This is a genomic window from Amycolatopsis arida (genome assembly GCF_900115565.1).
Lineage (GTDB): Bacteria > Actinomycetota > Actinomycetes > Mycobacteriales > Pseudonocardiaceae > Yuhushiella > Yuhushiella arida.
Genome location: NZ_FOWW01000006.1, coordinates 227,518 through 251,292 on the forward strand (window position 1 = coordinate 227,518; position 23,775 = coordinate 251,292).

Genomic DNA, 23,775 nt, shown 5'->3' on the forward strand with positions numbered 1-23,775 from the left:
GCACCGCCCCATCGCCGTGTTCGCCGCCCACGTCACTGTGTTTGCCGTCCGCGTCACTGTGTTCGCTGTCCGCGTCACTGTGTTCGCCGCCCACGTCGGCGAGCTCCTCCGCTCCGATGGCTGGCCGTGCGCGCCGGCGGATGGCGTCGCCGGGAACGCGGGTGGCGCGTCGGGAGCCACGGCCCGCCCTGCGACGCCCGCTCCGGCACGGTGGGTGGCCCGGCGTTCGCTGCCACTGGCCGATTGCCCCGGCCGCAAGGCCGACGCGCGCCGTTCGGGGGCGTCTGTCCGCACCGGAAAGCTGCCAGGATGCTGCTATGGCGGACCTGGTCGAGTTCCTGTTCTCCTGCTTCGACGTCGACGAGCGGGTCGCGCTCGCGGCGGGCGAAGGGCCCTGGCACGTGGACCGGATGCGCGGGGACCGGACGGGCTGTCGGGTCACCATCAACAACGAGGAGGAGTTGATCGCGACGGTGCCGTGCCAGCCGATGTTCGGGCGGGGCACCGAGAACGCTCACCACATCGTGCACTACAACCCGCTGTCGGTCCTGCTCGACATCGACGCCAAGCGCCGCCTCGTCGCCGAGCACCTCACCACGGTGGCCCCGCGGGTGGACGGCGAGGAGCTGCGGGTCGAGTACCAGTGCCGGACCTGCCACCCGCGACCGGCCGACAACTGGTGCCGCACGCTGCGCCTGCTCGCCCGCCCCTACCTCAGCCACCCTGGTTACCGCAGGGAGTGGCGCCCGTAACCGGTCCGGGACGGTCGTCCTATGCTGCGTGTGATCGACTTCGCGCCGAGTGGGGCGGCCCGGGCCGTCCGAGGTCGGCGGCGGAACCCGGCAGGAGGACCACACGTCATGGCGGTGCGGGAGCTGCGCTACTTCGGCGACCCGGTGCTGAAGACACCGGCGGACCCGGTGACCCGGTTCGACGGCACGCTCGAGGCGTTGATCACCGACCTGCTGGACACCGTCGACGCCCCCGGCCGCGCCGGCCTCGCCGCGCCGCAGATCGGGGTGAGCCTGCGGGCGTTCAGCTACAACGTCGACACCGAGATCGGCTACGTCATCAACCCGGAGATCGTGGAGTTGTCCGAGGAGACCCACGAGATCCCCGAGGGCTGCCTGTCCATACCCGAGCTGTGGTACCCGACCCGGCGGGCCACGCACGCCGCGCTGCGCGGGGTGGACCTGCGCAACGAGCCGGTGACCGTCAGCGGCCGGGACGTGCTCGCCCAGTGCCTGCAGCACGAGACCGACCACCTCGATGGCATCCTCTACCTCGACCGGCTGGAGTCCGACCGCAAGCGCGGCGCGCTGCGCGAGGCCCGCGGCAAGGACTGGTTCTGGCGCCGCTGAGTGCCGGGCCGTTCGGGGCGGACGCGGATATACCAGCAGGGAGCGTTGAGCACCACCGACGAAAGTCGGATCTCGATCCGGACACCATCCGCCCATTAGCCCCAATGGACGCTAGCCTTCCACGGCCACGTCAATAACACTCCGTGAACGCCCTGGCCACATTCACCTGATCGGGTATCGCCGAGAGGGGTTGTGGCTGGGGTCGTCTTCGGTCGGGCCTGGTCGGGGCGAAGCGGTCCGCCCGAGCGGCTCAGCGACTCATCAGGAAGGACGTGGCATGACCCCACGGAGTTGGCGCCGGCGCGGCCGGGCGGCCTTGGGCATGGCGCTCAGCACGGCGGTGGCCGGCGCGGTGCTCGCCGGCGTGCCCGCGGTGGCGAACGCCGACCCGGCGCCCCACGAGGACCCGGGCATCGGCAAGCACGACGAGGAGCGGCTCCTCGAGGCCAAGCAACGCGGGCAGCGCACGGTCACCGTGCTGGTGGCCACCGAGCCCGGCGCCGCCGAGCGTGGCGCCGAGGAGCTCACCAGGGAGGGCGCCAAGGTCGAGTACCGGGCCGACGAGCTCGGCTACGTGCGCGCCGAGGTGCCCGTCGACAAGGTCGAGAAGCTGCCCGAGCTGGGCAGCGTCAACGCGGTCGACGTCGACGACGAGATCCCGCTGCCCGACCCGCGACCCGAGGGCGCCGTCGACCCGACGCCGCAGCCCCCGCCGGACGCCGCCACCCCACGGGTCAACCCGTACCTGCCCACCGGCGAGACCGGCGCGGCGCAGTTCACCGAGGCCAACCCGAAGTGGGACGGCCGCGACGTGACCGTCGGCATCGTCGACACCGGCATCGACCTCGACCACCCGTCGCTCAACGTCACGAGCACGGGCGAGCGGAAGGTCACCGACTGGGTGACCTACACCGACAGCCGGTTCACCAACGGCGTCAACAACGACAACGACCCCACCTGGATCGACATGTCGATCGAGGTGACAGGCGGGACGTTCGGCGCGGCGGGCGGCAACTACACCGCCCCCGGCACGGCGTCCTACCGATTCGGTGTGTTCAACGAGCGGGACCCGCGGCTCGGCGGTGAGCTGGGCAACGACGTCAACCGGGACGGCAACCCGGCGGGCAGCGACGGCACCTTCGGCGTGCTGTGGGACCCGGCCAGCAACACCGTCTGGGTGGACGCCAACCAGAACCACGACTTCACCGACGACAAGGCCATGACCGACTACAAGGTCCGGTACGACGTCGGCACGTTCGGCACCGACGACCCGGCCACCCCGGTGCGTGAGGCCATGCCGTACGTGGTGCAGACCGATCCGGCCAACAAGTCGGTGAACATCGGCGTCGTCTCCGGCGCGCACGGCTCGCACGTGGCTGGCATCGTCGCGGGCAACGAGCTCTTCGGCGGCGCGATGAGCGGCGCGGCCCCCGGCGCGAAGCTGGTCTCGGTGCGGGTGTGCCTGTTCATCGCCGGCTGCACCAGCCACGCGCTGCTGGAGGGCATGATCTACGCCGCGCGCGACGCCGGCGTCGACGTGATCAACATGTCGATCGGCGGCCTGCCCGCGCTCAACGACGGCAACAACGCCCGGGCCGAGCTGTACAACCGGCTGATCGACACCTACGGCGTGCAGATGTTCATCTCGGCGGGCAACTCCGGCTCCGGGTCGAACACCGTCGGCGACCCCTCGGTGGCCGACAAGGTGATGAGCGTCGGCTCGTACGTCTCCAAGGCCACCTGGCAGCGCAACTACGGCTCGGACGCCGCGGCGCAGGACAACCTGCACGGATTCTCCTCGCGTGGCCCCCGCGAGGACGGCGGTTTCAAGCCGAACATCATCGCGCCCGGTGCGGCGATCTCGCCGGTGCCGACCTGGCAGGCCGGCGGACCGGTCGCGGGCACCTACCAGCTACCGCCGGGCTACGCCATGTTCAACGGCACCTCGATGGCGGCACCGCAGGCCGCCGGCGCGGCCGCGCTGCTGGTGAGTGCCGCCCGCGCCCGCGATGTCGAGCACGCCCCGGCGCAGCTGCGCGGCGCGCTGAGCGACTCGGCCCGGTTCATCCCCGGCTACCAGGCGTACGAGCAGGGCAACGGCCTGATCGACGTCGGCAAGGCGTGGAACCTGCTCAAGTCCGGTGTGGACACCGTCGAGATCAGCTCGTCGGTGCCGGTGAACACCGTGCTGTCGCCGTTCCTCGGCACCCCGGGTGTCGGCGTGGGCATTCACGACCGCGAGGGGGTCCGGACCGGTGAGCGGTACGTGCGCGAGTACACGTTCGTCCGCCACTCCGGGCCGAACCACCCGGTGACCTACAAGGTCGGATGGGTCGGCAACGACGGAACGTTCAGCTCGCCGGCGACCGTGCAGCTGCGCAAGGGCTACGCGGCGAAGTTCCGGGTCACGGTGAACCCCCGGTCGGCGGGCGCGCACTCGGCGATCCTCACCCTGGACAGCCCGACGACCACCGGAGTGGACTTCCGGACGCTGAACACCGTGATCGCGGCGGAGGAGTTCACCGCGCAGAACGGGTTCGCGGTGCGCCACGGCGGCCAGATCGGCCGCAACGAGGCGCGCAGCTTCTTCGTCCGGGTGGAACCGAACACGCCGGCGCTGAAGGTGGACCTGCAGGGTGGCGGCGACGCGAAGGGCGCGGGCCAGATCCGCTTCCTGCGCTTCCACCCGTACGGCATCGGGCTGGACAGCAACTCCTCGCTGAGCTGCTACCACCCCGTGGTGACGCCGAACGGCAGTTGCGCCACCGGCAGCCCGACCAGCCGGACGGTCGCCGACCCGGCGCCGGGCGTGTGGGAGATCGTGGTCGACGCGCGGCGGACCTCCGACGCGGAGTTCGCCCCGTATACGATCACGGCGTCGGTGCTCGGCGCGGAGGTCTCCCCGAACCCCGACGTGATCGAGTCGGCGGCGAAGGGCGCGCCGGTGGAGCGGCAGTACACGCTGAAGAACCTGTTCGGCCCGTTCACCGGGCGGGCCGCCGGCACGGCGGTGGGCAGCGCGAAGCTCGACACCCCGAGCATCGCCGACGGCGCCGAGGAGCAGTTCCCGGTGCGGGTGGAGCCGGGGGCGACCCAGCTCAAGGCGCGGATCGGCAGCCCGTCCGACGTGGGTGCCGACCTGGACCTGTTCCTGTTCAACTGCACCAGCGGCAACTGTGTCCTCGCCGGACAGAGCGCCGACGGCGACTCCGAGGAGCAGGTGACGGTGGCCAACCCGGCCGCGGGTGACTGGCGGGTGGTGGTCCAGGGCTACGCCGTGCCGGCGGGCACGACGACCTACGAGTACCTGGACGTCTTCAGCGGCCCGGGCTTCGGCTCGGTGTCGCTGTCCGACACCGACGCGCTGCGGCCGGCGGGTGCACAGTGGACGGTGAACGGCACGGTGACCGCGAACACCGCACCGACTGCCGGCCGGGTGCTGCTCGGCCAGGTCGAGGTGCGCACCGACGGCGGTGTGCTGGTGGGCAGCGGTGACGTGATCGTCCGCAACGTCACCGGGTCGTAGTCTCCCCGGGTGGTCGACGACGGGGCCTCGCCGAACCGGCGGGGCCCCGTTCCCGTTGTCCGGCGGCGCCACCACTACGGGTCCGCCGGCGCTCGGCCGAGCTCGGCCAGCGACGACACGGCGCGGGCGAGCAGGCCGGTCGGGGACAGCACCCCGCGCACCAGCGACAGCGCCGCCGCCCGATCCGCGGTGGCACGTCGGTGGTCGAGCACGCGCGCGGCCAACTCGGCCAGGTCCTCCACGGCCCGGGCGCAGCGGTAGTAGGCCAGCCGGACCGGATCGACGTCCACCACGCCGTAGCCGGCGAAGAACTCGGCCTGCTCCCGCGGGCCGACCGGCGCGAAGGCGAGCACCCCGCCGAGCACGAACATGAGGTCCCACTCCCGCGGGGCCAGGACCGTGTCGTCCCAGTCGACCAGCCACACCCCGGCGTCGCCGCGGTGCGCCACCTCGGCGTCGGCGCGCGCCTCACGCCCCCCGAGCGGGGCGGCCACGTCGCGAGCGCTGCACGGGCGGCGGGTCTCGTCATCACCCACCGGATCGGCACCAGGGGAGCCGCCAGGGGAGCCGCGGAGCACGTTGCCGAGGTGCGGGTCCCCGTGGCAGAGGACCCTCTCGGCGGGCCGGGCGGCCAGCTCCCGGCCGAGCACCTCGACCTGGTCGGCGACGAGCGCCACCGCGCCGGCGGCGGCGCGCCACTCCTCGGCCAGCTCGCGCACCGGCGGGTCGGCGGGGCCGGGCGAGGCGATTCCGCTTTCGACGGTCCACAGCGTCCGGAGCCAGTGCCGGTGCCGAGTGTGCTCCTCGCGGGGCAGCACCTCCCGCAGCGGTCCGGTGACCGGGGCGGCGTGCACCCGGGCCAGCAACGCCCCGAAGGACCGCCACCGCGCCGGGGACAACCCGGCCGGCAGCGCGTCCACACCGGGCACCCACGGCAACAGTGCCAGCCGCCGCCCGGCGCGCTCGCTCCACAGCCGGCCGGACCGGGTGGGCACCGGCACGGGAACGCCCGATACCCCGTGGGCGGCGAGATGCGCGGGGACGGCCAGCCCGGCCAGCGAGCCACCGGAGGTCCACTTGACCCCATACCGCGCACCATCCGCGGCCACCGCCCGCCACACCTCGGCCGCGGGGTCCTCGCCGTGCCCCACCGGCTCGACGGTCACCAGGTCCACGGCGAAGTCCGCGCGCACCCACGCGCGGACCCGCGCGGCCGCGCCCGCCCCCTCGGCGCTCGTTTCCCCGACCACGGGCCGCAGGGTAGCCAGCCGGGCCCGGGGCGGTCATCGGGTTTCGCGGCCCCGCTACCCGCCGCCGGCGCCCGGTGCGGGAAGCGTGACGCGGACGGCTCCCTCCGCCTCGGCCGTGACCGGCAGCCCGGCCCGCAGCACCGCGCGGCGCACGACGTCCTGGTCCGGCGGGTGCACCGCCAGCAGCTCCCGGTAGCCGCGGGCCGCCGCGAGGACGGCCAGCCGCCGGACGAGGCCGGTGCCCACCCCACGGCGTTGCCAGGCGTCCTCCACCAGCAGGGACACCTCGGCCACGGTCTCGCCCGGCCGCGGGATCAGCTGCCCGAGCCCGACCACGTCCCGGCCGCACCCGGCGAGCACGCTCAGCCCGCGCGGGGGCAGCAGCAGCCGCTGCAGCCAGCGCCGGGGAACCGTGCGGGTGTCCGTGTGGTAGCGCCGGAACAGGGTGCCGGCCGAGCATCGCCCGTGCAGTGCCGCCACGGCGTCGACGTCGGCCGGCCCGCCGAGCCGCAGCACCAGCGCCGCACCGTCGGCGCAGGTGAGCACGACCGGGCCGGAGGCGTTGTCCGCGACGGCGGCCATCAGGTGGGCCAGCGCCCGCGCCCTGGCCAGCTCGAGCTGCGCGAACGGGGCCCACCGGCGGCGGGCCACCAGCACCCGCGCCGGGCCCAGCGGGAGCACGGCGCGGTGGCCGCCTTCGGTGCGCCCGGGGTTCGCCTCGTCCGCGGGGACCACCGTCACCAGGTCGGCGGCCAACACCTCACGAATCGCGTCGACGGTGTGCGCCGGGTCGACCACGGCACGGGTCGCCGCGGCCAGTGCCGCGGTGCCGGCGTCCACCAGGTCCCGGAGGTCGGCCTCGACGAGCCCGACGCAGTCGCATCCCTCGCCGCGGAGCGCGGTGACGAGCTGGGCCGGGGTCAGCCCGATGGGCGGGCGGAGCACCACCTCGTCGAGCACCCCGCCGGGCACCGGCAGCACGGTCAGCCCGAGGATGTTGCACCCCAGGTCGGCCAGCCGGATGGCGACACGGGCCAGGGTGCCGGGCCGGTCGTCCACCCGGATCCGCAGCCGCCAGGTGACGGAAGGGGGATCGTCCTCACCCGCGGTGTGCGGCCAGTCGAGCACCGGGTCGGGGGCGGGGGGAACGTCACGCGCGTCCATGCCCCCGACGATCCCGCCCGGTTGTTGCCGATCCGGAACGCCCGTGTTGCGCCCGTGTCAGCAGTCCCAACCAAGGGATCAGCTTCCGATACCCGCCCACACGGGTCCCGGAACGTAGGAGGGCCACCTTCCTGGCACGTTGGCGCACTGGGAACGGCGGGTCAGCCCTCGTCTGGCAGCACGACGAGCTCGTTGCCCTCCGGATCGGTGCCGTGCGGCCCGAGGACGGTCCCGGACGCCGGGACGCCGGGACGCCGGCGGGCCGCAGCCGCGACGGCCCGGAGGGCGCGGCGTCCCGGACGAACTCCAGCCACGGCCCCCGGCCGTCCGGGGTCCGCAGCCCGGCGAAGTCGGCCGAACGGTGAGCCACCGGCCAGCCGAGCAGCTCCGCCCAGAACCGCGCCGCGGCGGGCGGGTCGGCGGTGTTGATCTCCAACGCCCTCCACCCGGTCATCGGGCCACCCGCCCACGGCTCGACATGGAGTGACCTGCCATCGAGGGGCGCCGTTCCACCGGGCAACGGTAGCGGTCAGCGCGTGGCCAGCCGGAGCAGCGCCCACAGCTGCCCGACCGCGTCGTGATCACCCCGCTCCACGGTGATCGACCACGGCCCCGCCCGGCCCCACAGCCACCGGTAGATCTGCTGTGGTGTGCCGCTTACCACCGCGTCCGCCCGTCGCGCCTCGGCCGCGGAGCACCGCCACGCGGTGGTCTCCGTCGGCCCGGCCCTGGTCAGCCAGGTGTGCCCACCGGTCCGCACCGCCACCGCGCCCGGCCGGGTGCCGGTGAGTCCCAGCATCGGCAGCCGCTGGCCGAACCACAACGCCAGCGCCTCGTCCACCCCGTCGAGCGCCACGTCCTCCGCGACGGCGTCCGGTTCGGCGCCGGCCGCGTACTGCAGGTCGATCCGGTGGATCGTCGTCTCGTGTGCCATCCGGCGCCGCCAGAACCCGTAGGTCCGGTCGGCCGGCCACCAGGTGTCCGCACGCTCGTCCGGGTCGTGCCGGCCCAGCTCGGTCCGCAGCGCGGCCAGCCCCTCCCGCAGGTACTCCTCCGCCGACTGGCCTGGCCGCGGCGCGTGCTGCCACTCCCGTGGTCGCCGCCCCTCGGCCAGCCAGCCCAGCACCACGCGGTACACGCTGCCGACGTGCCGGACCAGCTCGCCGGACGTCCATCCCGGGCACCGGGGCACCGGCACGTCCGGCGGGGTGACGTGCGCGGTCGCGGCCAGCCGCTCGCCCTCGGTCCCGAACACCTCCAGCAGCCGACCGGGGTCGACCATCGCCTGCCCCGCCATCCCTAGCTCCGCGGCCGGCGCGGCCGTGGTGGCGGGCAGTGCCGGGCCCGGGGCGCGGGCACGGCCGCGGCGTGCACCACCCGGCCGGCCAGCTCGAGGAACTGGCCGGCGCGCTCGACCAGCTCGTCGGCGAGGTCCGCGGTGATCCGCCGGGTGATCCCGGCCTGCGCGGCCGCCCTGGCCGCCGAGTTCGCCGCGAAGTACGCCGCCCACTCGGCCAGCTCGGGCACCGTGCTCTCGAGCAGCACCCACACGCTCGCTGGGCGGGCCCGGCCGCGGTGCGGGCGGCCGCGGGCGGCGAGCACCGCGGCCGCGGCACGCAACGCCGACAGGTACGCGGTGACGAACCGCGGCGCCGGGTCGCTCTCCCGGCGGGCCTCGCCGAGCCCGTGCCGCGCCTCGGCGAGCAGGGACACCGCCGCCGGCGACGCCGGCGGACGCCAGCTCAACGGCAGCGCCTGCTGCCCGCCGCGGGCGCGGGATGCGGCTGCGATCGCCATGGCGACCTCCTGTGCTCGTGGTGACGCGCGGCCCGCCGTGGCGGGACCGCCGGTGGCACCCGGCGAGGAGGTGCTTCCCCCACCCCCTCGCCGGGTACCGGACCGGCGAGCGCTCCTCCGGGTTCGAACTTGTGTTCGAACAGTTCGAGATTAGCTCGGGGCGGGCGCGGACTCAACCCCCGGACCTGCGACGCACGTCGCACCCGCGCCCCGGCGAGCGGGAATCCCGGTGCGGCCATGACGGGCAGGTGAGTTCGTGATCTCATAACGGAATGAGCACCCTCGACCACCCCTCGATCGCGAAGGTCGCTGCCGCGCTGGCCGAGGCGGGCATGTCCGCCGCCGCCGACGGGATCCGGATCCTCCCCGCGGAGGTGCGCACGGCGGCGCAGGCCGCGGCGGCGCTCGGCGTCGAGGTCGGCGCGATCGCGAACAGCCTGGTGTTCCGGGCGGTGACCACCGCCGGTGACGCCCCCCTGCTGGCCCTGACCTCCGGTGCGCACCGGGCCGACACCCGCACGCTCGCCCGGCTCGTCGGGGCGAGCGAGGTCGACAAGGCCGACCCGGCGTTCGTCCGGCAGCACACCGGGCAGGCGATCGGCGGCGTCGCCCCGGTCGGCCACCCGACCCGGCTGACCACCCTCGTGGACACCGCGCTCGCCCGCCACGAGGTCGTGTGGGCGGCCGCGGGGCACGCGAAGGCGGTGTTCCCCACGACCTACGCCGCGCTGCTCGAGCTCACCGGGGCCCGGGCCGCCGACGTGGCCGCCGCGGCGCCGGGGGAAGGCGCCGAGCGGTGACCGCGATGTCCGCCGGCCGCGCGCACTTCGCCCAGCTCTCCGGGGACGAGTTCCGCGCGCGGCTGCGCGAGGCGCTCGACCTGTACGTCACCGCGATGGGCTATCCGGCGGGGACCGCCGAGCAGCGCGCCCCGATGTGGCTGACCCACGCCCTGCGCGAGGGGTGGCGCTGCATCGGGGCGTTCGCCGACGACGGTCGGCTGCTCGGCGTCGCCTACGGCTACCAGGGCCGGCCCGGCCAGTGGTGGCACGAGCAGGTGCGTCGCGGTCTCGTTGACGGCGGTGTGGACGCGGCGGAGTGGCTCGCGGACTACTTCGAGCTCACCGAGATCCACGTCCACCCGGAGAACCAGGCGCGGGGCATCGGCGAGGAGCTGCTGCGCCGCGTGCTCGACGGCCTGCCCTACCGGCACGTGCTGCTGTCCACTCCGGAGGGACCCAGTAGGGCGTGGCGGCTGTACCGCCGGACGGGCTTCGTCGACGTGCTGCGGCACTACCACTTCGCCGGTGACCCGCGCCCGTTCGCCATCCTCGGCCGGGCGTTACCGCTCGGCTGAGCCGCGCCGGTAGGTCAGCGCGAGCGCGCCGGCCAGCAGCGCGGCGCCGCACCAGCCGCCCACCCCGAGCCGGTCGCCGAGCAGCGCCGCCGCCAGCACCGCCGCGGTGAGCGGCTCGAGCAACGCGGACAGCGCCGCGAGCACGGGGCTGGCGTCCCGCAGGCCGCGGAAGTACGCCGCGTAGGCCAGCGCCGTCGGCACCGCGCCGAGGTAGACCGCGAGGGCGAGTGCCTCGGCCCGCAACGGCAGCGCCATGCCCAGCCACAGGGCGAGCGGCAGCAGCAGCACTCCCCCGGTCAGCAGGCCGAACGCCGTGGTGCGCAGCGGGTCCAGGCCGGGGACGGGGCGCCGGGTGGCCATGGTCAGCGTCGCGAAGCCCGCCCCCGCGGCGAGCGCGCAGAGCAGGCCGGCGGCCAGCGTCCCGCGGTCGTCGCCGCCGTCCGGGGAGCCGGTGAGCAGCACCAGCCCCACCAGCGCGGCGAGGATCGACACCAGGGTGGGCGTGGCCGGCCGGCGCCGTTCGCGCACGGTGGTGGCCAACGCCACGAAGACCGGGACGCTGCCGATCGTGGTCATCGTCGCCAGGCTGACCGAGGTCAGTGCCACGGCGGCGAAGTAGCAGGCCTGGAACATCGCCAGCAGGCCGCCGGCGGTGAGCACCCTGCGGACGACGGGGGAGGTGGTGACGAGCCCGCGCAGGCCCCCGGTCGCGGCCAGGAACAGCACGGCGAGGACACCGCCGAGCAGCAGGCGGTAGGTGGCCACCGACAGCGGGTGGAGGTCGCCGTGAGTGGCGAGCAGCGCGCCGGCCAGGCCGCCGGTGCCCCAGAGCACACCGGCGGTGACCAGTGCCGCCGCGGACCCCGTGCGCGAGCGCACGGCAAGGGAAGTGGACATGGAGAAACGCTCCAGCGTCGAAGGGAGGGGGACACGACGACGCGGGGCGTGGAGGAATCGTCAGCGCGGCCGGCCGGAGTTGACGGCGGGAAGGCCGCGACGGCCGTGCGGCCCCGGATCAGGGCCGCACGGTGAGGTCACACACCCCGCTTCAGGAGCGTGGTGGCGGGGTGACGAGGAAGACCCGATGCATGATCGGCACCCTACCCCACGACCGGGACCGTGGGCACCGACGTTCCACGTGTCCGCGTTCCCTGACCGCGTGTCCGCCCGCTGTGAACGCGTGTCCGCCCACTGTGCGCGCGTGTTTGCCGCTCGCGTCGGCGCGTTGGCCGCTCCCGACGCCGTCACCAACGGGAACTCGCGGTTGGGCGGCGCTCAGTCCAGGGTGGCGAGTTGCTCGCGGAGGGTGTCCAGGCCCATGCCGCCCATGCGGAGCGCCTTCGTGTGGAAGTCCTTGAGGTCGAAGGACGCCCCGGCGCGGCGCCGCGCGTCCTCGCGGGCCGCCAGCCACAGCCGCTCCCCCAGCTTGTACGCCGGAGCCTGGCCGGGCCAGCCGAGGTAGCGGTCGATCTCGTCGCGCACGTGCTCGGCGTCGGTGATGGTCCGGGTGAGCATGAACTCCAGGCCGAGGTCGGGGGTCCACCGCTCGCCCTCGTGGAAGCCGGTGCCCGCGGGGATCTCCAACTCAAGGTGCATGCCGATGTCCACCAGCACGCGCGCGGCGCGGAACAGGTGCGCGTCCAGCATGCCGAGCAGGTCGCCGTCGTCGTCGAGGTAGCCGAGGTCGCGCATCAGCCGCTCGGCGTAGAGCGCCCAGCCCTCGGCGTGCCCGGAGGTGAACGCCAGCAGCCGCTGGAACTTGTTCAGCGTCGCGGCCTGATGCACGGCCGTCGCGATCTGCAGGTGGTGTCCCGGCACGCCCTCGTGGTAGACGGTGGTGACCTCCCGCCAGGTGGAGAACTCCTCCTTCTCCGGCGGGACGGACCACCACATCCGCCCCGGCCGGGTGAAGTCCTCGTTCGGGCCGCTGTAGTAGGCGCCCACGCCGCCGCCCGGCGGCGCGATCCGGCACTCCAGCGCCATCAGCTCGTCCGGGATCTCGAAGTGGGTGCCGCGCAACGACGTCAGCGCCGCGTCGGACAGGTCCTGCATCCACTTCTCGAACGCGCGCTGCCCGTGCACCCGGTATCGCTCGTCGGCGTCCAGCGCGGCGGCCGCCTCGGCGAGCGACGCCCCCGGCCTGATCCGCTCGGCGACCTTCCTCGCCTCCCGCTCGACGCGGTGGAACTCCTCCCAACCCCACTCGTAGGCCTCGCGCAGGTCCAGGGCCGCCCCGGTGAAGTACCGCGACCACAGCCGGTACGAGTCGATGCCGACCGCGTCCTTGGTGGGCGCCAGCGGGGCCAACTCGGCGCGCAGGAATCCGGCCAGCTCGGCGTAGGCCTCCTGCGCGGCGTGCGCGCCGGCGCGCAGCCGCTCGCGCAGTGACTCCGGCACCACCTCGGGGTCGGCGGTGTCGACGAACCGGGTGAAGAACCCGAGCCTGCCGTGCAGGCCCGCCCAGGTCTCGGCCTGCTCGGCGACCTTGCTCACCTGGCGCAGTGCCGGGGCGCGGCCGGCGTCGGCGGCCACCAGCAGCGACGCCCGCACGCCGTCGAGCGCCTCGGGCAGCCGCACCAGCCGCGCCGCGATGGTCTCCCACTGCTCGGCGGTGTCGGTGGGCATCAGGTCGAAGATCATCCTGAGGTCCTGCACCGGGCTGGCGATCACGTTGAGCGCGCCGAGGTCCAACCCCGCCTCGTGGATCTCGACGTCCAGCCCGACCCGCTCGGTGAACACGGCCTTCGCGGCGCGCTCGCCGGCGTCGCGTGGCTCGGCGCCGGCCATCTCCCGGAGGGCTCGCTTCGCCAGCGCCGCCCGCGCCGCGTGTCCCTCCGGCGAGTAGTCGGTGAGCTGGTCGTCGTACCCGGTGACGCCGAACTCGGTGGCCGCGACGGGGTGGGCCGCGGCGAACTCGTCGACGAACCGGTCGCAGATCTGGTGCACGCCCTCGGTGGAAGCCATGCGCTGCACGCTACCGGCCGCGGGGGCGGTCAGGCACGCGCGGGCAGCAGCCCCAGCCGGGTGACCAGCTCGCGGGTCGCCTTGGACCGGTTGAACGTGTAGAAGTGCAGATCCGGCACGCCCTCGGCGATCAGCCGCTCGCACAGCTCGGTGACCACGTCCAGGCCCTCGGCGCGGAACGCCCTGGGGTCGCCGGCCAGCGGCTCCAGCCGCCGCAGCAGCCGGTCCGGGGCGCTCGCACCGGACAGCTCGATGGTCTTGTGCAGGGTGCGGGGCGTGGTGAGCGGCATGACGCCGGGGATCAGCAGCGCGTCGCACCCGGCCCCGGCCACCCGGTCACGCAACCGGAGGAAGTCCTCGGCCTCGAAGAACAGCTGGGCGATGGCGAAGTCGGCGCCGGCCCGCAGCTTGCGCACGAGGTAGGTGGTGTCGGTGTCGAGGTCGGGCGAGCGCGGGTGGCCGTACGGGAAGGCCGACACCCCGACGCAGAAGTCGCCCAGCGAGCGCACCAGGGTGACGAGCTCCTCGGCGTAGTTGAGGCCCTCCGGGTGCGGGACCCACTCGCCGTAGGGGTCGCCGGGCGGGTCGCCGCGCAGCGCGAGGACGTTGCGCACGCCGACCGCGGCGTACCAGCCGATGACGTTGCGCAGCTCGGCCACCGAGTGGTTCACCGCGGTCAGGTGGGCCATCGGCACCAGCGTGGTCTCGGTGGCGACCCTGGCGATGCTGCGGATGGTGCCGTCGCGGCTCGACCCGCCGGCGCCGTAGGTGATCGACATGTACGCCGGGTCGAACGCCTCGAGCTCGCGGATCGACCGCCAGAGGACCGCTTCGTCGGCGGCGTCCCGGGGCGGGAAGAACTCGACCGAGAAGACGGGCCTGTCTCCACGTAGCCGCTCCACCACCGTCGTCATGCCGGTCATGGTAGTGGGCACCGTCCGAGGAATGGGACGCTTTCCCAGGGAGTGGACGGTGCCGCGAGTGTGGCTCGAGCCGCCCTACAGCCCGGCCAGCAGGTCGGTCTCGGTGATGCCCGGCCCCTGCCCCGCGCGGATGAACCACTCGGTACCGAACGCGGCCCGGAACACCTCGTCCGGCATCGCCAGGAAGAACGACTGCTCGCTGATCTGGCTCGCGTGCGCCCGCATCGCCTTGCGCTTGTGCTCGGCGTAGGCGGTGACGTCGACCGCGGCGGTGATCTCGGCCTCCGGCTTGCCGAACTCCGCGGTCTCGTCGAAGTCCGGCAGCTCGATCCCGGCCGCCGCGGCGGTCTGGGCGAACTCCGTCATGCCCAGCACCATCTGGTCGCGGTTCATCGTGTGCTGGTACACCCGCGGCGTGTCGGCCAGCTCGCCCGCGCGCATCCCGACCCGGTGCACCTGGATGTGGTCGGGGTGGCCGTAGCCGCCGTTGTCGTCGTAGCAGGTCAGCACGTCGGCCCGCTCCTCGCGCAGGATCGCCGCGAGCCGCCGCGCCGCCTCCTCCACCGGCGCGGTCCAGAACGAGCCGGGCGCGTCGTTGGTGGGCTCGCCCATCATCCCGGAGTCGCGGTAGCCGAGGAACTCCACGCGGTCCACGCCGAGGATCCCGGCGGCGGCGTAGGTCTCGGCGACCCGGCGCTGCCAGAGCTCCTCGCCCTCGGTGAGGAACCCCTCGGGCACCTCACCCTGCTCGCCGCGAGTGGCGAGGACGAGCACCACGCGGTGCCCCTCCTCGTGTGCCTTGCGCATGACGCCGCCGCAGCAGATGGACTCGTCGTCGGGATGGGCGTGGAACGTCACCAACGTGGCCATGCCTCGAAGTTACGCGAATCCGACACCCGGCGTCGGTGTGCCACGTCCACCACATTCCGCCCCCCTTGCGTCGCGGCCGCACCGGGAACCGGCGACGATGGACGGCATGACCGCCTACGACGCCGACCTGCCCGCCCACGTCGAGCGGGTGCTCGCCGACTTCCTGCGGTCGGCGGGAGACCCGATCCGGCGGCAGGAGCCGACGTTCGGACCGGCCGTCGACGCGCTCACCGACTTCGTGCTCGGCGGCGGCAAGCGGCTGCGCCCGACCTTCGCCTGGTGGGGCTGGCGCGGCGCGGGCGGCGATCCCACGGGCGGCGACGCGGAGGGCGTGCTGCGGGTGGCCGCCAGCCTGGAGCTGATCCAGGCGTGCGCGCTGATCCACGACGACCTGATGGACTCGTCCGACTCGCGGCGCGGCGCGCCGACCGTGCACGTCGCGTTCGCCAAGCGGCACGCCGACCGGGGCCTGCTTGGCTCGGCGGCGACGTTCGGCCTCTCCGCCGCGGTGCTGATCGGTGACCTCGCCCTCGCCTGGGCCGACGACATGTACGCCGGCGCCGACCTGCCCGCCGCCACGCTGGCCGCCGCCCGGCCGGCCTGGCAGGCGATGCGCACCGAAGTGCTCGCCGGGCAGTACCTGGACGTGCACACCCAGGCCACCGGGGACACGTCGACCACGGCGGCGCTGCGCATCGACCGGCTCAAGACCGCCGCCTACACGGTGCAGCGGCCGCTGCACCTCGGCGCGGCGCTGGCCGGCGCGGACGAGCGGCTCGTCGGCGCGCTGCTGGCGTTCGGCGGCGACGTCGGCGTGGCGTTCCAGCTGCGCGACGACCTGCTCGGGGTGTTCGGCGATCCCTCGGTGACCGGCAAGCCCGCCGGGGACGACCTGCGCGAGGGCAAGCGGACCCTGCTGGTCGCGCTCGGGCTGCGGCACGCGGAGGAACGGAACCGCCCGCGCGAGCACGCGATCATCAGCGCGGCCGTCGGCAACGGCGCGCTCACCGAGGCCGACGTCGACGTGGTGCGGCAGGCGCTGGTCGACGTCGGCGCGGTCGCGGCCGTCGAGCGGCGGATCGAGGAGCTTACCGGCAGCGCGCTGGGCACGCTGCGCGGTGCCGGGCTCGCCGAGCCCGCCACCGACCGGCTCGCCGACCTCGTCGCCAGGGCCACCCAGCGGACGTTCTGATGCGCACCGTTCCCGGGCGGGTCGAGCACGTGGTGGTGGTCGGTGCCGGGCTGGCCGGCCTCTCGGCCGCGCTGCACCTGCTCGGCGCGGGCCGGCGGGTCACCGTGCTGGAGCGCGCCGACCACCCCGGTGGCCGGGTGGGCACGCGCGAGCGCGACGGCTGGTCGGTGGACACCGGGGCGAGCGTGCTCACGATGCCGGACCTGCTCGACGAGGCGTTCGCCGCGGTGGGCGAGCGGCTCGCCGACCGGCTGCGGCTGGTCCGGCTGGACCCGGCGTACCGGGCCCGCTTCGCCGACGGCAGCACGTTGCCGGTGCGCACCGACGCCGCGGCGATGGAGGCGGAGATCCGCGAACTGGCCGGGCCGCGGGAGGCCGCCGGCTACCGCGCGCTGCGCCGCTGGCTCACCGAGCTGTACGCCGCGCAGCGCGAGCACTTCATCGGCGGCAACTTCGACGGGCCGCGGGACCTGCTCCGGCCCGAGTTGGCGCGGCTGGCCGCGCTCGGCGGGTTCGGCCGGCTCGGCCCGCGGATCGCCCGGTTCCTGCGCGACGACCGGGTGCGCCGGGTGTTCTCGTTCCAGCCGCTCTACGCCGGGCTCGACCCGATGCGCGCGCTCGCCGCGTACGGGGTGATCTCGTACATGGACACGGTGGCCGGGGTGTACTACCCGATGGGCGGGATGGGCACGGTCGCCGCGGCGATGGCCGGTGCCGCCGAGCGGGCGGGCGCGACGGTGCGGCTGGGCACGACGGCGGCGTGGCTGGAGCGCGTGTCAGGACGGGTGCGCGCGGTGCGGACCGCCGCCGGCGAGCGGGTGCCGTGCGACGCCGTGGTGCTGGCCACCGAGTTGGACACCGCCTACCGGCTGCTGGGGATGCGGCCGCGCCGGGTCGTGCCGCCGCGGTACTCGCCGTCAGCCGTGCTGCTGCACGGCACGGCCGAGCGCGGATGGCCGGAGCTGGGCCACCACACGCTCTTCTTCGGCGGGGCGTGGCGGCGGACCTTCGCCGAGATCACCCGCGAGGGCACGCTGATGAGCGACCCGTCGCTGCTGGTCACCCGACCCACCGCGACCGACCCGGGGCGGGGCGGCGGGCACGAGGTGATCTCGGTGCTCGCGCCGGCGCCGAACCTGCGCGCCGGGCGGGTCGACTGGGCGCGGGTCGGGCCGGCGTACCGCGCGGAGCTGGTGGCAACGCTCGCCGGGCGCGGGCTGACCGGGTTCGCGGAGCGGTTCGCCGTCGACGAGGTGGTGACCCCCGTCGGGTGGGCCGATCGTGGGATGACCGCGGGGACGCCGTTCTCGCTGGCGCATACCCTGGCGCAGACCGGACCGTTCCGCCCGGCCAACCTCGTGCGCGGGGTGGACAACGCGGTGCTCGCCGGCTGCGGCACCACACCCGGGGTGGGGATCCCGCCGGTGCTGATCTCCGGGCGGCTCGCCGCCGCACGGATCACCGGCGGGTATTGAGCTGCCGCTCACCGGAAGCGCCGATAGGGTGCGGCCATGACGACTGCGACGAACAGGCCCGTCCGGATCGGACTGCAGCTCCAGCCCCAGCACGCCGAGTACGCCGACATCCGGCGTGCCGCCGCGGAGGCCGAGGAGCTGGGTGTCGACATCCTGTTCAACTGGGACCACTTCTACCCGCTGTTCGGTGACTCGGACGGCAAGCACTTCGAGTGCTGGACCATGCTGGCCGCCTGGGCCGAGGCGACGTCACGGGCGCAGATCGGCGCGCTGGTGACGTGCAACAGCTACCGGAACCCGGACCTGCTCGCCGACATGGCGCGCACCGTCGACCACATCAGCGGTGGCCGGCTGATCCTGGGGATCGGCGCCGGGTGGTTCGAGAAGGACTACGTCAACTACGGCTACGAGTTCGGCTCGGCGGGTACCAGGATCGCCGACCTCGCCGAGGCGCTACCGCGGATCGAGCGGCGGTTCGCCAAGCTCAACCCGCCGCCGACGCGCAAGATCCCGGTGCTGATCGGGGGCGGCGGGGAGAAGAAGACCCTGCGGCTGGTGGCCCAGCACGCCGACATCTGGCACGGCTTCGGCGACCCGGAGCTGGCGGAGCGCAAGGTGCGGATCCTCGACCAGCACTGCGCGGACGTGGGCCGCGACCCCGCGGAGATCGAGCGGTCGGTCGGGGTGCAGGGCTCGCCCGAGAAGCTCGGCGCGCCCCTGCGCGGGCTCGGCATCAGCCTGTTCACGGTGGAGGCGAACGGCCCGGACTACGATCTCGGCCGCCTCCGCGAGTGGCTCGCCTGGCGCGACGACCAGAACAAGTAACCCGGACAGGAGGACGAGCGGGCGCGCGGCCGGGCCGGTTCCGGCCGCGTGTCCGCGGACTCATGATGACTTCGAACGAGATTGTCGACGGGCCACGCGTCCACGAGATCCACGTCGGCGGGTTCCCGAGCGTGGCGGACGCACTCGCGGCGCAGGAGCCGATCGCACGGCTGCTCTGCCCCGATCCCGAGCACAACGGGCCGTGTGCGGTGCCGTGGGAGTTCACCCTCACCGACGCGGAGCCGGTCGCTCTCGTTCTCGGCGTGTACGCCGACCCGGCGGCGGTCGCCGCGCTGGCCGACCGAGTGCGTACGACCGTCGGGGAGGGACACCCGGTCCAGGTGCGAGACGGCGACCCCGAGGAGTTCCCGGCGCTGGTCGAGCAACACCGAGTCGAGCACGGCGAGGCTTGATCTCCGCCGCCGCGTCAGAACCAGTCCACGGTGATCTCCGGCCAGGTCATGGTCACCACGAACGGGGCAAGGAAGACCACCGAGCTCATCGACCAGTACCACCGGCGGCCACTCCGGACCGTCGCCCCAGTGCGCGGTTGACGAGGCCGAACAGGAGCAGCACCCCCGCGGTGCCGGTCGTGGCGAGGACCACCAGCATCGCGGTCTCGTCCTCGTACGTCGGGTCGGAGGCTGCCAGCCCAGTGCCGCGAACACCTTGGCGAGGACGGACATCATCAGTACGAACGGGAGGATCCCGAAGAACCCCAGCACGAGGTTGACGACGGCCGACGCCGGCCACACCAGCCACGGCTCCTGACGCGGTCGAGACATCGCGCTCCGGTCCGCACCAACGTATCGACGTCTCAGGCGCGCGTCTCAGGCGCGGCGGCGGTGGGCGGCCACCCGCTCACGAGTGGCGCAGCGCGACGAGCAGTACCGGCGGGGGCTCCCGCTGCCCGCGGTCACGAACGGCCGGCCGCAGCCGCGCGCCGCGCAGATCCCGCCCGGCGCCTGCTGACGCTCCGCCAGCAGCACCGCCAGCGCCAGCGCCGACGACGTCCGCAACCACTCGTCCCACGATGCGTCGTCGCGGCTGTCCACGTGCAGGTGCCAGTCGTGGGCACCGCCGTGCGTGGTCAACCTCGGGGGGTGGGCGTGCCGGGCCAGTAGCTCGTTGAGCAGCGCCGCCGCCTCGTCCACGTCCTCCGCCGCGAACACCCGGCGCAGGTCGACCGCGGCGGCCCGCAGCGGCACCAGGTCCCGCTCGGTCAGCCCGAGCGGCTCCCGCTCGCCGTGCCGGAGCAGGACCTCGGACACCGCGGGCACGGTCGGCTCGGCGAGCACCAACACGGCGACGAGGTCGGCCGCGCGCTGGGCGGCCGACCGCGCCGAGCGACCGGACAGGAACGGGGGCACGGGCACGACCCTAGTGTAACGTCTATATAGTGACGAGACGTTACACGCTAACGCGCTACCTGTCGGGGGCCGCCTCTGCCCGTGCGGGCGACGAGATGTCCGGGCCGGCACTGCTGGTGCTCGCGCTGGCCGCGACCGGCTCGGTCGCCACGGCGTCGACCCTGCTGGCCGGGCTGACCGTCGCCGCGGCGGTCGGCGGCCCCGTGCTCGGCGCGTTGCTCGACCGCAGCGCCCGGCCCGGCCGGCTCCTGGCCGGCGCGCTCGCCGCCTACGCGACCGGCCTGGTGTTGCTGCTGGCCGGCGCCGGGCACCTGCCCACGGCCGCGCTGCTCGCCGTCGCCGTGCTCACCGGCGTGCTCAACCCGGCGCTGTCCGGCGGCTGGACCGCGCAGCTGCCCCTGGTCGCCGCCGGCCCACGGTTCGCTCGGGCCACCGCGCTGGACGCCATGACCTTCAACGCCGCCGGCCTGGTCGGGCCGGCGCTGGCCGGGCTGCTGGCCGACCTCGCCGGCGCACCGGCCGGCATGGTCGGCGCCGTGGCGCTGGTGACCGCCGCGCTGCCGGCCGCGGTGACGCTCCCCCGGCGGCCCCACCCGGATCGGCCTCCGCTGATCCACGGCCTGCGCGCCGGCGTCCGGGCCCTCGCGGCCAGCCGACCGCTGCTCGCCGCGACCACCGCGTCGGTCGTGTCGATGGTGGGCAACGGCCTGTTCGTGGTGTGCTCCCCGCTGCTCGGCGCCCGGCTCCTCGGTGACCCCGGCCGCGGCGCGCTGCTGCTCGCGGCGGTGGCCGCGGCGGCGTTGCTGGCCAACGCGGCACTCGCCCGGCGGCCGGGCGGCTATCGGCCGGACCCGCTGGTGCCGCTGAGCGGCCTGCTGATCGGCACCGGCGTCGCGGTCACCGCGCTGGCCACCTCGCCGGCGCTCGTGGTCGCCGCCGTACTGCTCGTCGGCCTCGGCGAGGGTCCGCAGCTCACCGCGCTGTTCGCGATCCGGCACCGGGAGGCGCCCGACGCCGTTCGCGCGCAGGTGTTCACGACCGGGGCGAGCGTGAAGCTCACCGGCTTCGCCCTCGGATCCGCGCTCGCCGGCCCGCTCGCGGCATGGTCGGTGCCCGGCTGCCTGCTCGTCGCGGCGGCCGTGGAACTGCTGGCCGCGCTGACCTTCCTGGCCTGCCGGGCCGGCAGGGCCCCCGTGCGGGCCGGCTAGAACGCCATGGCCTGCGCGCGCCGCTTGACCTCGGTGCCGTGGCTGGTGCGCAGGGCGTTGATCGGCGTGACCCCGGGGAGGGTGTCATCGGCGGCGAACAGCCAGCGCAGCATCTCGGTGCGCCCGAAGCCCGCGTCGGCCAGCACCGTCAACGTGCCGGCGAGCCCCTTCACCAGCCCGTCCTTGCTCACGAAGTCCGCCGGCACCATCAGCTCGCCGTTCCGCCGCACGGCGATCAGGTGCCCATCGCGCAACAACTGCCGCACCTTGTTCATCGAGATCCCGAGCACCCTGGCCACCTCGTCCAACGGGAGGACGACGACCTCGGGACCGAGCACGTCATCAGCGACTGGAATCGCACTCACGCCTCTTACCCTGCCATATTCCACCGCTTCGGGACGATCTTCGCTCGAGCGGGCTAACCTGGCGCGGACCCAGGACGCCCGGTGTCTTCGCGGGGGCCGCCCACGGATTTCGCCGCCGTCCGTAGGATTCGCCGTGTGACACGCACCGATCCCGCCCTCCTCGGGGCCCTGCTGGACCGCCGCTACCGGGTGGACCGGCTGCTGGCCCGGGGCGGGATGTCCGCGGTGTACCGGGGCGTGGACACCCGCCTGGACCGCCCGGTGGCCATCAAGATCATGGACGCCCGGTTCGCCGCCGACCGCTCGTTCGTGGAGCGCTTCGAGCGGGAGGCCCGCTCGGCCGCCCGACTGCACCACCCGAACGTCGTCGCCGTGCACGACCAGGGCGTGGACACCGGCGCCGAGGAGGACCGGGCGTTCCTGGTGATGGAGCTGGTCGACGGCGGCACGCTGCGCGATTTGCTGGACGCCCGCGGCGCGCTCGACGTCCACCTCGCGCTCAGCGTGGCCGAACCGGTGCTCGCGGCGCTGGCCGCCGCGCACGCCGCCGGGCTGGTGCACCGCGACGTCAAGCCGGAGAACGTGCTCATCGGGCACGGCAACGACGGGTCCGGCGTGGTCAAGGTCGGTGACTTCGGCCTGGTCAGGGCGGTGGCCAGCGCCGGCACCACCAGCTCGAGCGTCATCCTCGGCACGGTCGCCTACCTCTCGCCCGAGCAGGTGGCCACCGGCGCGACCAGCGAGCGCGGCGACGTCTACTCGACCGGCATCCTGCTCTACGAGATGCTCACCGGCCAGCCGCCCTACACCGGGGACACCGCGCTGTCGGTGGCCTACCGGCACGTCAACGACGACGTCCCGCCGCCCAGCGCGGCGCGGCCCGGCCTGCCGCCCGCACTCGACGACCTGATCCTGCGCGCCACCCGCCGCGACCCGCAGGCCCGGCCCGCCGACGCCGGCGCCTTCCTGCGCGAGCTGCAGCGGTTGCGCACCGAGCTGGGCATCGAGCCGGTGCCCGTGCCGGTGCCGGCGGCGGAGGCGCCCACGGTGACCACGGCGGTCGCCGACGTCGAGCGGACGGTGCCGGTCATCCCGGCGGTCACCCCTGGCCCCGGCCCGCGGGGCACCCGCGCGTTGTCCCGCGTCGCGCCCGTCCCGGCGCCGGCGGAGCCGCCAGTCCAGGGCCCGCCGACCGAATCGCGGCCGCGGGCGCCGGGGCGTCCCCGCGGCCGGACTGTGCTGTGGGTGGCGCTCGCGGTGCTGCTGGCCGCCGGGATCGGCGCCGCGCTGTGGTGGTTCAACGGTGGCCGGTGGGTGGCGGTGCCCGATGTCGACGGCGAGCCGAGGGCCGCGGCCGAGCAGGCGTTGCGCGAGGCGCAGCTGGTGCCCGTGGTGCGCACCGAACGGCACAACACCGCCCCCAGCGGCACGGTGATCCGCACCGAGCCGCCCGCCGGCACCGACGCGCTGCTCGGCGACGAGGTGACGGTGGTGGTGTCCGCGGGCCGCCCCACGGTGCCGGCGATCGCCCCGGGGACGCCGGTGGACCAGGCCGAGCAGGCGATCCGCGACGTGCAGCTGGATCCACGACACGATCCCGCGCTGGACGACTACAGCCACGACGTCCCGCAGGGCACGGTGCTCAAGGTCGACCCCCAGCCCGGCGCACAGGCCAACATCGGCGACCGCGTCCGGCTCGGGCTGTCCAAGGGACCGCCGCCGACGCCGGTGCCGAACGTCGTCGGCCAGCCGAAGGACGCCGCGTTCCAGGCCCTGCGCCAGGCGGGCTTCGAGCCGTACGAGGCCGGGACGGAGTTCTCCGCGGACGTCGCGAAGGGCGCGGTGACCCGCACCGACCCCGCCGCCGGCACCACCGGTGTGCGGAAGGTCGGGGTGTACGTGTCCAACGCCGTCGAGGTGCCGGTCGTCGTGGGGCGCACCCTGAAGGACGCGAAGCAGGTGCTGAAGGAAGCCGGGCTCGAACCGGACGTCAAGGGGCGTGGCCGGGGCAATGATGATGACGACGAGGACGGCTTCCTCCCGCGGTTCGTCATCCGGCAGGAACCGGAGCCGGGAACCATGGTGCAGGCCGGCAGCAAGGTGAAGTTGCACATCTTGTGACAGGCTC

The 23,775-nt window shown here is 74.4% G+C and carries 22 protein-coding genes; 11 read left to right on the top strand and 11 right to left on the bottom strand.

Annotated features, from left to right (window positions below; genetic code table 11):
- Positions 1 to 317: 317 nt before the first annotated feature.
- From BM051_RS18645 to BM051_RS18655, 3 genes are all read left to right on the top strand, one after another.
- Complete coding sequence (locus tag BM051_RS18645) at positions 318 to 752, top strand: DUF6221 family protein (RefSeq protein WP_092531699.1); 435 nt, start codon at positions 318 to 320, stop codon at positions 750 to 752.
- 108 nt (positions 753 to 860) lie between these two features.
- Positions 861 to 1,361: a peptide deformylase gene (gene def, locus BM051_RS18650; protein ID WP_092531702.1), complete on the top strand. Its 501-nt coding sequence runs from the start codon at positions 861 to 863 to the stop codon at positions 1,359 to 1,361.
- A gap of 277 nt (positions 1,362 to 1,638) precedes the next feature.
- The gene (locus BM051_RS18655) at positions 1,639 to 4,887 is read left to right on the top strand and encodes a S8 family serine peptidase (RefSeq protein ID WP_092531705.1); all 3,249 of its coding nucleotides are present in this window, start codon (positions 1,639 to 1,641) and stop codon (positions 4,885 to 4,887) included.
- Between the two features lie 74 nt (positions 4,888 to 4,961).
- Here BM051_RS18655 and BM051_RS18660 read toward each other — a convergent pair whose 3' ends face one another.
- The 5 genes from BM051_RS18660 to BM051_RS18675 all read right to left on the bottom strand — a co-directional run bounded on the left by BM051_RS18660 (position 4,962) and on the right by BM051_RS18675 (position 9,098).
- A complete protein-coding gene (locus BM051_RS18660; protein ID WP_092531708.1) occupies positions 4,962 to 6,137 on the bottom strand; it encodes a phosphotransferase enzyme family protein in 1,176 nt (391 codons plus the stop codon).
- A gap of 54 nt (positions 6,138 to 6,191) precedes the next feature.
- Positions 6,192 to 7,301 (bottom strand): GNAT family N-acetyltransferase, encoded by a 1,110-nt coding sequence (locus BM051_RS18665; protein ID WP_092531711.1) that lies wholly within the window; start codon positions 7,299 to 7,301, stop codon positions 6,192 to 6,194.
- Positions 7,288 to 7,755 carry a VOC family protein gene (locus BM051_RS29120; protein WP_166677618.1) on the bottom strand — a complete coding sequence of 156 codons (468 nt, stop codon included), beginning with the start codon at positions 7,753 to 7,755 and terminating at the stop codon, positions 7,288 to 7,290. Before BM051_RS29120 ends, BM051_RS18665 begins: the two co-directional genes overlap by 14 nt.
- Before the next feature lie 75 nt (positions 7,756 to 7,830).
- Positions 7,831 to 8,598 (bottom strand): maleylpyruvate isomerase family mycothiol-dependent enzyme, encoded by a 768-nt coding sequence (locus BM051_RS18670; RefSeq protein ID WP_092531714.1) that lies wholly within the window; start codon positions 8,596 to 8,598, stop codon positions 7,831 to 7,833.
- Positions 8,599 to 8,600: 2 nt separating this feature from the next.
- Positions 8,601 to 9,098 carry an SAV_6107 family HEPN domain-containing protein gene (locus BM051_RS18675; protein ID WP_166677617.1) on the bottom strand — a complete coding sequence of 166 codons (498 nt, stop codon included), beginning with the start codon at positions 9,096 to 9,098 and terminating at the stop codon, positions 8,601 to 8,603.
- Positions 9,099 to 9,370: 272 nt separating this feature from the next.
- Between BM051_RS18675 and BM051_RS18680 the strand changes: the two genes are divergently transcribed.
- Positions 9,371 to 9,898: a YbaK/EbsC family protein gene (locus tag BM051_RS18680; protein WP_092531717.1), complete on the top strand. Its 528-nt coding sequence runs from the start codon at positions 9,371 to 9,373 to the stop codon at positions 9,896 to 9,898.
- Complete coding sequence (locus BM051_RS18685) at positions 9,895 to 10,455, top strand: GNAT family N-acetyltransferase (RefSeq protein WP_092531720.1); 561 nt, start codon at positions 9,895 to 9,897, stop codon at positions 10,453 to 10,455. The genes BM051_RS18680 and BM051_RS18685 overlap by 4 nt, the downstream gene beginning before the upstream one ends.
- On the opposite strand, the gene BM051_RS18690 is transcribed toward BM051_RS18685, so the two are convergent.
- The 4 genes from BM051_RS18690 to BM051_RS18705 form a co-directional block, all read right to left on the bottom strand.
- Entirely contained in the window at positions 10,441 to 11,352 is a 912-nt protein-coding gene (locus tag BM051_RS18690) for a DMT family transporter (protein WP_092531723.1), read from the bottom strand. The genes BM051_RS18685 and BM051_RS18690 overlap by 15 nt on opposite strands.
- Before the next feature lie 378 nt (positions 11,353 to 11,730).
- Positions 11,731 to 13,419 (bottom strand): DUF885 domain-containing protein, encoded by a 1,689-nt coding sequence (locus BM051_RS18695; protein ID WP_092531726.1) that lies wholly within the window; start codon positions 13,417 to 13,419, stop codon positions 11,731 to 11,733.
- Between the two features lie 29 nt (positions 13,420 to 13,448).
- Positions 13,449 to 14,333 (bottom strand): methylenetetrahydrofolate reductase, encoded by an 885-nt coding sequence (locus BM051_RS18700; RefSeq protein ID WP_092532161.1) that lies wholly within the window; start codon positions 14,331 to 14,333, stop codon positions 13,449 to 13,451.
- 84 nt (positions 14,334 to 14,417) lie between these two features.
- Positions 14,418 to 15,212 (bottom strand): PIG-L family deacetylase, encoded by a 795-nt coding sequence (locus BM051_RS18705; RefSeq protein WP_092531729.1) that lies wholly within the window; start codon positions 15,210 to 15,212, stop codon positions 14,418 to 14,420.
- 106 nt (positions 15,213 to 15,318) lie between these two features.
- On the opposite strand from BM051_RS18705, the gene BM051_RS18710 reads away from it, so the two are divergent.
- The 4 genes from BM051_RS18710 (at position 15,319) to BM051_RS18725 (ending at position 19,117) form a co-directional block, all read left to right on the top strand.
- Complete coding sequence (locus BM051_RS18710) at positions 15,319 to 16,404, top strand: polyprenyl synthetase family protein (RefSeq protein WP_092531732.1); 1,086 nt, start codon at positions 15,319 to 15,321, stop codon at positions 16,402 to 16,404.
- Positions 16,404 to 17,879 (top strand): phytoene desaturase family protein, encoded by a 1,476-nt coding sequence (gene crtI / locus BM051_RS18715; RefSeq protein ID WP_092531735.1) that lies wholly within the window; start codon positions 16,404 to 16,406, stop codon positions 17,877 to 17,879. Before BM051_RS18710 ends, crtI begins: the two co-directional genes overlap by 1 nt.
- Positions 17,880 to 17,915: 36 nt before the next feature.
- On the top strand, positions 17,916 to 18,704 hold the full coding sequence (locus BM051_RS18720; RefSeq protein WP_092531738.1) for an LLM class F420-dependent oxidoreductase: 789 nt from the start codon (positions 17,916 to 17,918) through the stop codon (positions 18,702 to 18,704).
- A gap of 65 nt (positions 18,705 to 18,769) precedes the next feature.
- Positions 18,770 to 19,117, top strand: a complete 348-nt coding sequence (locus tag BM051_RS18725; RefSeq protein ID WP_208325860.1) for a hypothetical protein — start codon at positions 18,770 to 18,772, stop codon at positions 19,115 to 19,117.
- Between the two features lie 417 nt (positions 19,118 to 19,534).
- On the opposite strand, the gene BM051_RS18730 is transcribed toward BM051_RS18725, so the two are convergent.
- Positions 19,535 to 20,080 (bottom strand): CGNR zinc finger domain-containing protein, encoded by a 546-nt coding sequence (locus BM051_RS18730; protein WP_092531741.1) that lies wholly within the window; start codon positions 20,078 to 20,080, stop codon positions 19,535 to 19,537.
- An 89-nt stretch (positions 20,081 to 20,169) separates the two neighbouring features.
- Between BM051_RS18730 and BM051_RS18735 the strand changes: the two genes are divergently transcribed.
- Positions 20,170 to 21,282, top strand: a complete 1,113-nt coding sequence (locus BM051_RS18735) for an MFS transporter (protein WP_092531744.1) — start codon at positions 20,170 to 20,172, stop codon at positions 21,280 to 21,282.
- Here BM051_RS18735 and BM051_RS18740 read toward each other — a convergent pair.
- Positions 21,279 to 21,647, bottom strand: coding sequence for an Rv2175c family DNA-binding protein (locus BM051_RS18740; RefSeq protein ID WP_092531747.1), 369 nt, complete (start codon positions 21,645 to 21,647; stop codon positions 21,279 to 21,281). The two genes, BM051_RS18735 and BM051_RS18740, sit on opposite strands and share 4 nt — an antisense overlap.
- Positions 21,648 to 21,782: 135 nt before the next feature.
- Here BM051_RS18740 and BM051_RS18745 point away from each other — a divergent pair, with 135 nt between their 5' ends.
- Positions 21,783 to 23,768 (top strand): PASTA domain-containing protein, encoded by a 1,986-nt coding sequence (locus tag BM051_RS18745; protein WP_092531750.1) that lies wholly within the window; start codon positions 21,783 to 21,785, stop codon positions 23,766 to 23,768.
- Positions 23,769 to 23,775: the final 7 nt, after the last annotated feature.